This window comes from Candidatus Omnitrophota bacterium (assembly GCA_025453395.1).
Lineage (GTDB): Bacteria > Omnitrophota > Gorgyraeia > Gygaellales > Profunditerraquicolaceae > JAlOQK01.
The window spans coordinates 1-12,477 of sequence record JALOQK010000002.1 but is presented as its reverse complement, the minus strand read 5'-3'; the positions used below and the strand labels follow the sequence as shown (position 1 = coordinate 12,477).

Sequence of the window (12,477 nt, the reverse complement as noted above, 5' to 3'; positions counted from 1 at the left end):
ACAAACTTTGTCTTAGGCAAGGATTTTACCAGCGCTTTTTGGCCTTAATAAATTCCTTCTCAAAACCCCATTCTTTAATCAAGGCATTGGCCTGTTTTTCCATTTCTATATTGTATTCACCTGAGGCGTGGCCCAAGACAAAATGCGCTATTTCGTGGGCGATAATCGCCTCAATATATGATGAGTCTTTGACTTGGTTAAGCTCTACGTTAAGTTTAATAAGATAGAAACCCTTTGTCAATGCCGGCGGGTCATCAGGCAGATTCCAAAAACTAGTGGAATTGGCCAGCCGCGATTGCCCCTTATAATAATACTCAGCAAAGATAACCGGAAAACTGCGTTCAGTCACTTGAATAAATACATCTTCTGGCAGCCTTAAGAGCACATTTCTTATTGCATCTTTGATATTCTTGTAATCTTTCAAAACTTCTGCCGGAGCGAATTCACTTAAATATTCCTCCACCACCTGAGCGCGATCATTGATCTGCCATTGCACCAGCTTATCTTTTTCGAATAGGAAAGTAACCATTCCTTCTTTGGGCGCATTAAAGGTAACCCAAGTTTTATCCGCGTCTTTCCTGTAGGTGCGCTCTTGGCCTATGCCAAAAATACCGATAACTTTACTTTTATCCATCCCAACAAAAACACGCTCTAATTCAGAGCGGTTATTCCTTAGCGCCTGGGTCTGACATTGCTGTTTCTTCCCCCAATAAAAAATAGCCAATCCCGCAAGCAATACAACAATAAAAATTTTTCTCATGCATTCCTCCTGAATAGAAAGCGTTTACAAAGAATTTAGGTTTTACCCTTGTTTTCTTTAAAAAAATATTCCAAACTTACATTAAGCGTTTATTCAAACAGAATGCGGCTTATGACCCATTCTTACAAAACTCCTCCGGGCACACCCGGAGGTTTTTTGTTGCTGGCAGAAAGATTGCGCATGGCTATTTTTCCTGCTGTGCTGATGCCTGGCCGCTAATATACTGTTCTAAAGATTTCACCTGCGCCAAAGGCAGTTGCGGCTTATCAATGCTGGTTATATTAATAGGCTTAGCGGCATCCCCTGACAAAAGGCTGCTTGCTGATTCATTGAGCAAGCCCCTGTTATTTAAAACATCAGCCGTCAATAAAGAACCAGCGGTAAGTTGTTTCTGTGATAGATTTTGCAGGTATTGATTAGACGCCATAGATGACAAATATGAATTTTGGGGCATAGTAACAGTATTAGTCATGTAGGAAGGCACTGTATACTGCGGCATATTCTTAATACTATTAGCGCTGTTATATGCTTTCATCGTCGCGTCAAAACTCATGTTATGATATGAAGAATACATTGTTGAATAATCAAAGTTGAATTTTGGCGTGTAGTAATTATAGTCCTGGCTAGAAGAAAAACCGGATACGCTATAATTACTTTCTTCTGAATAAGCAAAATGCACGAAAAACAAAGAAAGCATTAAAACACCAACGTGCGCGCCTAAAATATTCTTAAGCATATTTTCCTCCTGGGGATAGTTTCTAACCCTTTATTATCTTAAGAAGGTTAAGCCCCGTCAAGGGATCAATATCTTTACTTGCCCGGACATTTTCTAACTCAAAAACCACCGCCTCAATAACCAAGAAGACCTTAGATTGTTTACGCACGCATCCGGTAAGCACTTTCTTCTTCTTCCCCATACTGGCGTGGATATGAATCTGCGGCCCTTTTTTATTAGTAAAAACTGTGGCCACCCCCATTGCTTCCCAGCCGTTGTTGAATTTAACCCAATTGGGCACTGGAGGAATAACCGGTTTCTTGGGGCCTGTGACCAAATCCCCTTTTTTCAAAGCCCCAATAAAAACCATGACCGCAGAGCGGACTTTTTCCTTCCTGACAAAATTCTCCAGCTCGTCAAAAAGAATATCGTCATCTTTGAACTTTAAAACAAATATCCTGCCCAGATTACCTTTAGTATATTCCATCAATACCGCCTCTGCCCTTTAAATGTTCTGTTTATTTTACCTCTAAATAAACATATTTCCAATGGAAAAACTATAAATTCAGCCAAAAAAAACCCCCTTCAATTGATGAAGGGGTAACCCCATAAAGATCTTTACCGAATCTATTTCTGCACTATCTTAACAGTAGTCCTTACCCCGTCCTGCCAGGGCCAAAGCATGGCAAAAATCGTATCCTGCCCATGGGCCCAATAATAAAGTGTTTGCCCCGGCATGATCCCGCCGTAACTTTTAATCTTCTCTTCTATACTAAAAGCCAGGCCATCACGCGAAGGCCAAACCGGCGCGCCAAAAAAAGATTCCAGGCGATGGGTAAGGTTACCGATTTCCTGCCTGGGTATTACAGCTTCAAAATGATTATCGCAATCAAGCCGCAAAGAATCACAGGGGACATTCTTTATTTCCTGACGAATTTGATTAAACTGCACTTGCTCTCCTTATAAAAATACTTTTCTAAAGTGTGCAGTAAGCATAGCACAAATTATTTGCAAAAACAAGCAAATTCCCTTTTAACTAAACAATGCTCCCCCTCTTCTTGTTTTACTCATCTCATCAATAGGTTACTTCTTTATAATATAATAATGCTATTGAATGTAGATATTATATATGCCATTATAATAATACCTATACATAATCCGCTATACCGCAATAATTTACATTATATTATCATGTTGCTTCTACAGCGAGTATAATAATTTGATTTCTACATTATTAAATGTTATACTTGTATAAGGAGGGCAAGATGAGCAGTATTTCTACCCGAATATTAGTAGTTGATGACGAGCCTGAAGTAGGCGAGACCTTAAAACGCTATCTATCAGTACGTAATTTTCAGGTTACTACTGCCTATAACGCCGAAACTGCGCTTCGTATGCTAGAATCTCACCCGGCGGATATAGTTATATTAGATATTTTAATGCACGGGATGAACGGACAAGCCTGCGCCCGAATCATCAAAGAAAAATACCCTAATACAAAGATTATGGTTGTTACGGCTTACCCGGATATGGCATTTAGTTTAAGCAGGGAAATAACACTTCACGGCTGCTTTATTAAACCCGCAGGGATAGAAGAAATTTACCACAAACTAAGCAATAATTAGAAAAAACTGTCCGCTTTAACATCAACGCTAATACCCGTATTTGTTTTGTAAACCTATGTACTACAAATATTTAGCTAAAGCGTCTACGGGGTTTTTCGCTTTCTCTTTTTCTCTTTTAAAATAGTGCACAATGAATGCGCGATAGGCGCCAATTGGCCATCTTCAAAAGGAAACTCTTTGCAGGTTACAGGTTTCAAATCATAGTTAACCTTATGAATTCTGCATCGCCCGTCTTTCTCAAGAAAAGAACAAGTTTCATCCTCGTAGCTTGTGCCGACTTTAAACCCTGAAGGAAACACAGAATCCTTCTCTAAATGAAAGAAATCGCCCTTAATCCCGGCGCTAGCTATTTTCTTGGCTTCTTCCAAATCTATCCACGCCCCCAACCTGCAACAATCCGACTGATTCCTGCACTTGTGGCAGGCAATAACTTCCCTATTCTTACTACTCTTTTTCTTCATCAAACAAGCTCCTTATAGCTTTTATCTGGCGCAGCCCTTGTGAGCGCAAACGAACAAAGACAAAGCAATTAATTATAACCCTATTAATGAACATTAACAACGCCATTTTATTTTTCTTTATTCTACTATCATAACCTGACCTGTCAACCCCAAATCCACCCCTTATAGCGGCGTAAGCCGCGGCAATTAGCCACCAACCATATAAGCTTTCCGGCTTTGGCGAAGCGTGCATTAGTCCGCCAAAATTTGTGGCGGACAGCGCCGGAAGCGAAAGCCAAAAAGCTTCCCGCAAAGATACAGACAACACCCGGCCCAATTTGATGGGCCGGTGTGTCGCATTCTGCGCCAAGCCAGACGCGAAACTTAACTACCGCCCATACAACGCCCTCATCACCGCCCCCGGATTAGCTTCGGCGACTTTCAATAATGCTAAGGCAGGACCTTCTGGCCTTCTTCTCCCCTGCTCCCAATTCTGCAAAGTATCAACGCTAACCCCAATTATGTGGGCAAACTTAACCTGCGAAACACGTAGTCTCTTACGTATATTAGTAACGATTATCGGATGAAATTCAGAAACTCTTCCCGGCTTCATCTTCCCGGCATGAATCTTTCTTGCCTGATCGATACTCTTTAATAAATCACTAAAATCTTTATTTTTCATATAACGCCCTCCTTCACGTACTCCGCCAGAACTTTTAGCTGTTCTCTTGTTAAATCTGCCTGTTCTGATTTCTTATACAAAAAAAGCATAAATATCTTTTCGTTATGGATATACCAATAATAAATAATCCGTAATCCGCCCCTCTTACCTTTTCCGGGAACAGCCCATCTTAACTTCCTTAAACCTCTGCCTTCGGGTATTAACGCGCCTGCCTCGGGATTTGTTGCTAATTCCCACTGCAACCTGCGATACTCATTGTCAGAAAGTACACCTTTAATTCTTTTGGTAAAAACAGGGGTTTCGATAATCTCCATTTGATCTCCCCGTGGTTAAAGTATACGTCATTGGCGTATACTTGTCAAGCTTAATTTATTTATCACTTTCTACTATAATAGACGCGGAAAGAAACGAAATCTTACAGAACTTCTGTGGATTCTCTTAGCGGCTTGGCTTGTCTGTGTTTTTGCGGGATCTTGGAAGCCCCGAGCGGGCACGGTTCCCCCGCCGTTTTGCTTCGGTTTGCGTAGCAAAACGAAGCTGCGGGGGAGAGCGAGGGGCTGGAACGAAGTGCAGCTGCGGCACGCTGGGCCGCAGCAAACGTTCCCGCAAAAATACAGACAAGACAGCCGCGAAACACTACCGCCCATGCAACGCCCTCATCACCACTTCAATATTTTTTCTCTCTAAGGTACCAATTTGGCGCCTTAGAAGCTCGCAGCATTCTTTATTTTATCGCAAATCCCTTTATCTTTCTCTTCTCATCCGGCAGGCGCATCAACTGTCGGATCGCCTCAAAAATATCTCTTATATCCATATCATGCCGCTCAACTTTTCTTTCCAAATCATTTAATTTAAAGAACAACTCCTTATTTGTTAAAAGAGCTCTGCTCAACATAACGAATGCGCGCATGATCTGGATATTAACTTTAACTGCTCTTTTACTATGAAGTACTCCAGAAAGCATAGCGACGCCTTGTTCGGTAAAAACATAGGGTAGCTTACGAGTTCCACCCCAACTTGATATTCCATTTTGGAATATCAAGTTTTTAAACTCTTCTTGAGTTAATTGAAACATAAAATCTTCAGGAAATCTTTCAATATTTCTTTTTACTGCTTTATTAAGATTAAATGTTGTCACTACGTAAAGCTGCGCTAAATCCCTGTCAACCATCACCTTTCTGCCGCGTATCAATAAAATCTTTGCTGTTATTAATTCTACGGAAACTATATTTGGCATAACTTCCCCCTTTCTACTTTAATAGACGTAGAGAGAAACAAAATCTTACAAAAAATTCTAGGGGATTTTCTTAGCGGCTTGGCTTGGCTGTATTTAAACCACCTTAGCCACCAACCATATAAGCTTTCCGGCTTTGGCGAAGCGTGCATTAGTCCGCCAAAATTTGTGGCGGACAGCGCCGGAAGCGAAAGCCAAAAAGCTTACCCCAATCCCCCATCCATCTCCCCAACTTTTTGAAGTTCGAGATTGAAACCTCAAAGTCAAGGTCACAAATTGTGACCTTGAACTTGATATCGCAAAACGCGATCTCAAGTTTATTAAACTGGTACCAAATTGGCACCAGTTTGAACATTAATGGTATCACAAATTGTGATACCTTACTGGTCGCAACATGCGACCTCAAACCTTCCTCAAATACCTCTTAATATCATCATGGCTGCCTACCAAAACAAACTCTACTAGATCCTTATTCCAGCGGAAAATAAGCCGAGTCTTTAGGCCATGCCTAACTTCCCAATAATCGCCCTTAAGGCGCTTAAGGCCTATGCCTTTATGGATAAACCTATCTTGAGATAGTATATCGATTATCTTTAGGCAGGAATTTTTTACTTCTTCTTGAGTTTTGCTATGAAGCGACTTTAGAGAGTGTTCAAAAGACGGTTTAAACTCAAACCTCATAAAGATTTGAGGTGTCTTTTGGCTTGTTCGGCGATAGCGAATGATTTTCCTTTTTCACTAGCAAGTTTATCAATCTTGGCCCATTCATCTTTACTAAAAGCTGATGGCTCAACATTGATTTTACAGCGTGAGATAATTACTCCATTTTTATTCAGGCAAAAAGCGATATTCTCACCCCTGTCCAGCTTAAGCATTCTTCGTACCGCAGCCGGAAGCGTAATCTGCCCTTTTGAGGTTATTTTTGACATACCGATAACGGTCATCTTGTCTTCTCCTTACTTCCTTACATTCTTACAAGAGAAGTATAGCTTATATATTAGAAGCTGTCAAGACAACTCTTTCACCTCCCTTGCCCAGCAAGGGCACACTGGCGCAATACTTCGCCAGAAAGGCGAACACCGGACAATCAATTTTGTCCGGGTGCAGCAAGCGCCAGGTGCCTCTCCTTTAATAGACGTATTAAAAGACAGAATCTGACAGAAATTTCTAAAAATTTTAGCGGCTGGATTGGCTGTGTTTTTGCGGGATCTTGGAAGCCCCGAGCGGGCACGGTTCCCCCGCCGTTTTGCTTCGGTTCGCGTAGCAAAACGAAGCTGCGGGGGAGAGCGAGGGGCTGGAACGAAGTGCAGCTGCGGCACGCTGGGCCGCAGCAAACGCTCCCGTAAAAATACAGACAAGACAGACGCAAAACTTGAGGTCCCAATCTGTGACCTCAAGTTTAAGGTCGCAAATTGCGACCTTGAAGAATCAAGCTGGTCACAAATTGTGACCAGCTATTATTTTCTTTTTATATGGGAAGATTAGAGAGGGCTTGGATTATCCCTCGCCTAAGCGCTTGTAAATTTATTTCGCTTCGCTCATAAATTTACTGCTATTACTCCGCTTCATAAGATGTGCCAAAATTCTGCATGCCTATCCCTCGCCTAAGCGCTTTTGAAATATTTGCGGGTTACTGCAAATATTTCATGCGCAGGCTTCGGGATTAAAATAAAAAAACGCCTACAGCATTAAAGCCATAGGCGTTTTTTTATTTTAAGGAGCACCGACCTACTCTCACATATCCTTACGAATACACTACCATCGGCCCTGAGGGGCTTAACTTCCGTATTCGGAATGGGAACGGGTGTTTCCCCCTCGGTATGAATGCTCCAAAATATTTTGACAATTATATGTGATCCGTGAAACAACAACTAAGATATTTAAGACATTACAAGCAATATGGTATGTAGCACGAATGCTACATACCATACGCTATTATTAAGGTCAAGCCAATCGGCTGATTAGTACGCATTAGCTTAAACCCTTACGGGCCTTACACATTGCGCCTATTAAGGTCGTAGTCTACGACCAGCCTGATGGGGATACCTAATCTTGGGAGGGGCTTAGCACTTAGATGCTTTCAGCGCTTATCCCTTCCGGACATAGCTACCCGGCCTTTGCCCTTGGCAGGACAACCGGAACACCAGAGGTCCGTCTCTCTAGGTCCTCTCGTACTGAAGAGAGCGACGTTCTGAACCCAGCTCGCGTACCCTTTTAACCGGCGAACAGCCGGACCCTTGGGACCTTATACAGCCCCAGGATAGGATGAGCCGACATCGCAATCATATCCGCGCTTTCGCACGGGATTAGACTATATCTTCATCCGCTTTCGCGGAGTTGGCGTATGATAATTTATATGATGTCACTTGTATAAACTATCTCAATACTGCGCTTGTTATTTATTTCCGCAGTATTTCAGTCGTTACGGGGGCCGTAGATGCTTTCTGTAATTTCTTACAGCGAAGCTTTACTAGAGCCTTCCCACGGTATTGCCCTTATTCGTCGGGTTCCACCGTTATTAGCCAATACTATTTAATCGTTACCGATTAAACACCCCATTGATGTTTGAGGTGCCAAACCGGGCTGTCGATATGAACTCTCGAGCCCGATAAGCCTGTTATCCCCAGAGTACCTATTATCCGTTGAGCGATGGCAATTCCACGTTCAACCACCGGATCACTAGCCCCTACTTTCGTATCTGTTCGTCCTGCCGGACTCACAGTTAAGCTGGCTTTTGTGCTTACACTCCACAGCCGATTGCCGACCGGCCTGAGCCAACCTTTGGGCCCCTTCGTTATTCTTTAGAAGGGAACCGCCCCAGTCAAACTGCCCGCCTGTCACTGTCCCGCTGCCGGATTCACGGCAAGTGGTTAGAATCTTAGTGCAATAAGGGTGGTATTTCACATTGTGGCTCAGCCAAAGCTAGCACCTTGGCTTCAAAGCCTCCCACCTATGCTACACATAGTGAACCAAAATTCAATGGCAGGTTGCAGTAAAGGTTCTGGGGTCTTTTCGTCTTGATGCGCGTAGACGGCATCTTCACCGCCACTACAATTTCGCCGAGTCTCTCGTTGAGACAGCGCCCAGGTTGTTACACCATTCGTGCGCGTGGGAACTTACCCCACAAGGAATTTCGCTACCTTAGGACCGTTCGTCAATGTTAACTTCCGATTTCTCGGAAGACCGGACTATATCATCCTCTAATTTCTTAGAGGTTTGGCGTATAGTCTCTGAGGATTCCTGAAACTTACCTAAAATCTCCATTTCGCTATACTTTCGCTTTCCACCATCGTTCATATCTCGCCTAATTTCAATAATCTTTCTAATCCCTTCTTCCTTAAGATGCTCATCTTCCTTGATTATTCTGGCAATTTCGCAGAATTTCGCGAAATCGCGCTTCTTCTTCGCAGAAAGAAAATTAAATCTCTTAAAGAAAGGTATTACTTTTTCCCAAATCGCTGTAAAATTATTCACTTCATAATACCAAACGCCATCGGGCCGGCCTCTTAACGTGCCGCAACCTAAATGATGTTTAAATAAAGCAAGAATAACTTTATCTTTCTGGGAAATATTGAAACAAAGTGAGATTTTCCACGGTGGATTATAATCTTGCCGCGGTCTGAAGGAAACATTAAAACTTCCTTCACCGTCGGCAAAACCTGATAAGTAATAGCCGATTTCTACTTTCATGGAGACCCCTTTCAGGCCTTTCCTGCTGATTATCCCTATCTGACAGATTGTCACATTCCGTTTCATGAACAGAAGTACTGTCAGCCTAACAGGATTTTCCAGCATATAGCCAAATTTTACAACTACTGCGGTCAATCAATAGTTACGGCCGCCGTTTACTGGGGCTTCGGTTCAAAGCTTCGTCTATCTTACGACAAACTAACCTCTCTCCTTAACCTTCCAGCACCGGGCAGGTGTCACACCCTATATATCCTCTTACGAGTTCGCAGAGTGCTGTGTTTTTGCTAAACAGTCACCCGGGCCACTTTACTGTGACCCTTGATCTTACAATCAAGGGTACCTCTTCTCCCGAAGTTACGAGGCAATTTTGCCGAGTTCCTTAACGAGAGTTCTCTCGAGCGCCTTACCATTCTCTGGAGGTCTACCTGTGTCGGATTACGGTACGGGCAATTAAATGACTCCTTAACTGTACTTTTCTTGGCAGCATGGATTAAGAACACTTCCCATCACTTTCGATCAGGTGCCTTCTCCAAATTGCTCAGGAGAAAACGCAGACATCCAACACTGCGCAGCCCCCATCCTTCCACGTCATACAGAAAGTTTTAACGCCATTTAATTGGTATCCGAATATTAACGGATTGTCCATCGCTTACGCCATATGGCCTCAGCTTAGGACCGACTAACCCTGGGCGGATTAACCTTCCCCAGGAAACCTTAGACTTTCGGCGCGCCTGTTTCTCGCAGGCGTATTCGCTACTTATTCCGACATAATCACTTGTTTAGCGTCCACTGCTCCTTACGGTACAGCTTCGCTCACTAAACAACGCTCCCCTACCGCTTTTCCCGACTTACGTCGGAAAAAACCCATAGTTTCGGTGATAGGCTTGAGCCCCGGTCATCTTAGGCGCAAAATCGCTCGACCAGTGAGCTGTTACGCACTCTTTAAATGGTGGCTGCCTCTAAGCCAACATCCTGGTTGTCTGGGCGAAATCACCTCCTTTACCACTTAGCCTATCCTTAGGGACCTTAACTGATGGTCTGGGCTGATACCCTTTTGACGCCGGAGCTTAGCCCCCGGCGTCTTACTCCCGAGATAAAAATAGTGGTATTCGGAGTTTGGTTGGGCTCAGCAACCTGGTAAGGTCCCGTAGCCCATTCAGCACTCTACCCCCACTATTTAATTACTCGAGGCTATCCCTAGAAATATTTCGGGGAGAACCAGCAATTTCTGAGTTTGTTTAGCCTTTCACTCCAACCCACAACTCATCCCACAGTTTTTCAACGCTGACGGGTTCGCGCCTCCACTTTCCTTTCGGAAAGCTTCACGCTGATCATGGGTAGATCACTCAGTTTCGGGTCTACTATACAGTACTAATCGCCCATTTGGGACTCGCTTTCGCTACGCCTGCCCCCCTTACGGAGGTTAAGCTCGCACTGCACAGTAACTCGTCGGACCATTATGCAAAAGGTACGCAGTTGGGCATTCTCTGACTAAAAGTCAAAGCATAGCCCTACTACCGCTTGTAGATCTATGATTTTAGGTTCTATTTCACTCCCCTCACCGGGGTTCTTTTCAACTTTCCCTCACGGTACTTGTACACTATCGGTTTAGATATAGTATTTAGCCTTGGACCGTGGTCGGCCCGGATTCACACAGGATTTCCCGTGTCCCGTGTTACTTGGGATACCTCTAGGGTGCTTCCAGATTTCGCATACGAGGCTTTCACTCTCTATGGCGCGCCTTTCCAAGCGCTTCTGCTATCTGTCCACAATCCCACATTAAGGTCCCACAACCCTTGTTTTTCTTGCGAAAAACAAGTTTAGGCTCTTCCCTCTTCGCTCGCCGCTACTGAGAGAATCTCTGTGATTTATTTTCCTTAGGTTACTTAGATGTTTCAATTCACCTAGTTTCGCTTTTCCACAGCTATGAATTCGCTGCGGAAATATGCCGATATAAATCGGCATGAGTTTCCTCATTCGGAATCTTCCGGATCAAAGCATGTTTGCGGCTACCCGGAACATATCGGTGCTTACCCCGTCCTTCATCGCCTTATCTAACCAAGTCATCCATCATAGACCCTTTGTAGCTTGACCAAAAAAAACTTGATGTTCTCCTCGGATATAAAAAATTGTAGCTTCACGCAAGATCTAAAAAGACCTTGTCACATATAATTGTCAAAGAACATAATTCCACACAACCATGCGGTATGGAATAAATTTATGTTCGCTTCTATCGCTTTGCAAAAGATATGGTGGAGGCGAGCAGGATTGAACTGCCGACCCCCTGCTTGCAAAGCAGGTGCTCTCCCAGCTGAGCTACGCCCCCAATATAGCTAATAGCCAATGGCTAATAGTTCAATTTGCTATTTGCTCTGCGCCATTTGCTAATATGGTGGGCCCAAGAGGATTCGGACCTCTGACCCCAGTCTTATCAGGGCTGTGCTCTAACCAACTGAGCTATGGGCCCAAATTCGGCAAATCGCTTAATGGCTCATAGCAAATTGCCCTGATCAATTTGCTAATTGCTATTTGCCATTTGCAAAAAATGAAGCCCCTCCCTACTCTCAGAGGTAGCTCCTTTAGAAGAAAAAAAATAGCCAAGCGCTGTCCACTTGAGGCAGACAGAGCAAATCACATACTTATGTGTATGCACTAAACCTTTTCCTTAAGAAAAAATTTAGAAAGGAGGTGATCCAGCCGCACGTTCCCGTACGGCTACCTTGTTACGACTTAGCGCCAGTCACCAGTTTTACCTTAGACCCTAACAAGTAGAGTTTTTAGGTACCCCTAGCTCCCATCGCTTGACGGGCGGTGTGTACAAGGCCCGGGAACGTATTCACGGCAGCGTAGCTGATCTGCCATTACTAGCGATTCCGACTTCATGGAGTCGAATTGCAGACTCCAATCTGAACTGGGCCTACTTTTTTGCGATTAGCTCCCCCTCGCGGGTTGGCAACGCTTTGTAGTAGGCATTGTAACACGTGTGTAGCCCAGGACATAAAGGCCGTACTGACTTGACGTCATCTCCACCTTCCTCCTGCTTATCGCAGGCAGTCTCTTTAGAGTGCATTCCTAGGCCTTGCGGCTTTGAAATTAGCAACTAAAGATGATGGTTGCGCTCGTTGCGGGACTTAACCCAACATCTCACGACACGAGCTGACGACAGCCATGCAGCACCTGTGCAGGCTCCTGACTTAACAGGTAATTCCCCTTTCGGTTCATTACTTCCTACATGTCAAGCCCTGGTGAGGTTCTTCGCGTAGCGTCGAATTGAACCACATGTTCCACCGCTTGTGCGGGCCCCCGTCAATTCCTTTGAGTTTTAACCTTG

At 43.9% G+C, this 12,477-nt stretch carries 12 protein-coding genes, 2 tRNA genes and 3 rRNA genes; 1 reads left to right on the top strand and 16 read right to left on the bottom strand.

Annotation, left to right across the window (positions count from 1 at the left end):
* Positions 1–25: 25 nt before the first annotated feature.
* The 4 genes from MUF05_01150 to MUF05_01135 form a co-directional block, all read right to left on the bottom strand.
* Positions 26–760 carry a hypothetical protein gene (locus MUF05_01150; protein ID MCU0665687.1) on the bottom strand — a complete coding sequence of 245 codons (735 nt, stop codon included), beginning with the start codon at positions 758–760 and terminating at the stop codon, positions 26–28.
* Positions 761–944: 184 nt separating this feature from the next.
* Positions 945–1,496, bottom strand: a complete 552-nt coding sequence (locus tag MUF05_01145; protein ID MCU0665686.1) for a hypothetical protein — start codon at positions 1,494–1,496, stop codon at positions 945–947.
* A 22-nt stretch (positions 1,497–1,518) separates the two neighbouring features.
* The gene (locus tag MUF05_01140; protein MCU0665685.1) at positions 1,519–1,962 is read right to left on the bottom strand and encodes a DNA-binding protein; all 444 of its coding nucleotides are present in this window, start codon (positions 1,960–1,962) and stop codon (positions 1,519–1,521) included.
* Between the two features lie 140 nt (positions 1,963–2,102).
* Positions 2,103–2,426 (bottom strand): hypothetical protein, encoded by a 324-nt coding sequence (locus tag MUF05_01135; protein MCU0665684.1) that lies wholly within the window; start codon positions 2,424–2,426, stop codon positions 2,103–2,105.
* 314 nt (positions 2,427–2,740) lie between these two features.
* Between MUF05_01135 and MUF05_01130 the strand changes: the two genes are divergently transcribed.
* Complete coding sequence (locus tag MUF05_01130; protein ID MCU0665683.1) at positions 2,741–3,100, top strand: response regulator; 360 nt, start codon at positions 2,741–2,743, stop codon at positions 3,098–3,100.
* A gap of 83 nt (positions 3,101–3,183) precedes the next feature.
* On the opposite strand, the gene MUF05_01125 is transcribed toward MUF05_01130, so the two are convergent.
* The 12 genes from MUF05_01125 to MUF05_01070 form a co-directional block, all read right to left on the bottom strand.
* Positions 3,184–3,561 carry a YkgJ family cysteine cluster protein gene (locus MUF05_01125; protein MCU0665682.1) on the bottom strand — a complete coding sequence of 126 codons (378 nt, stop codon included), beginning with the start codon at positions 3,559–3,561 and terminating at the stop codon, positions 3,184–3,186.
* Positions 3,545–3,793, bottom strand: coding sequence for a hypothetical protein (locus MUF05_01120; protein ID MCU0665681.1), 249 nt, complete (start codon positions 3,791–3,793; stop codon positions 3,545–3,547). Before MUF05_01120 ends, MUF05_01125 begins: the two co-directional genes overlap by 17 nt.
* Positions 3,794–3,928: 135 nt before the next feature.
* Positions 3,929–4,222 carry a helix-turn-helix domain-containing protein gene (locus tag MUF05_01115; protein MCU0665680.1) on the bottom strand — a complete coding sequence of 98 codons (294 nt, stop codon included), beginning with the start codon at positions 4,220–4,222 and terminating at the stop codon, positions 3,929–3,931.
* On the bottom strand, positions 4,219–4,536 hold the full coding sequence (locus MUF05_01110) for a type II toxin-antitoxin system RelE/ParE family toxin (GenBank protein ID MCU0665679.1): 318 nt from the start codon (positions 4,534–4,536) through the stop codon (positions 4,219–4,221). Before MUF05_01110 ends, MUF05_01115 begins: the two co-directional genes overlap by 4 nt.
* Before the next feature lie 410 nt (positions 4,537–4,946).
* The gene (locus MUF05_01105) at positions 4,947–5,459 is read right to left on the bottom strand and encodes an ORF6N domain-containing protein (protein MCU0665678.1); all 513 of its coding nucleotides are present in this window, start codon (positions 5,457–5,459) and stop codon (positions 4,947–4,949) included.
* A 399-nt stretch (positions 5,460–5,858) separates the two neighbouring features.
* On the bottom strand, positions 5,859–6,137 hold the full coding sequence (locus tag MUF05_01100) for a hypothetical protein (GenBank protein MCU0665677.1): 279 nt from the start codon (positions 6,135–6,137) through the stop codon (positions 5,859–5,861).
* Positions 6,134–6,400 (bottom strand): type II toxin-antitoxin system PrlF family antitoxin, encoded by a 267-nt coding sequence (locus MUF05_01095; protein ID MCU0665676.1) that lies wholly within the window; start codon positions 6,398–6,400, stop codon positions 6,134–6,136. The genes MUF05_01100 and MUF05_01095 overlap by 4 nt, the downstream gene beginning before the upstream one ends.
* Positions 6,401–7,171: 771 nt before the next feature.
* Positions 7,172–7,288: ribosomal RNA gene (rrf, locus tag MUF05_01090) — 5S ribosomal RNA — on the bottom strand.
* Between the two features lie 108 nt (positions 7,289–7,396).
* Positions 7,397–11,240: ribosomal RNA gene (locus MUF05_01085) — 23S ribosomal RNA — on the bottom strand.
* A gap of 156 nt (positions 11,241–11,396) precedes the next feature.
* Positions 11,397–11,472, bottom strand: a tRNA-Ala gene (locus MUF05_01080).
* 64 nt (positions 11,473–11,536) lie between these two features.
* Positions 11,537–11,613: transfer RNA gene (locus MUF05_01075), tRNA-Ile, on the bottom strand.
* Between the two features lie 214 nt (positions 11,614–11,827).
* Positions 11,828–12,477: ribosomal RNA gene (locus MUF05_01070) — 16S ribosomal RNA — on the bottom strand; the annotation flags it as partial.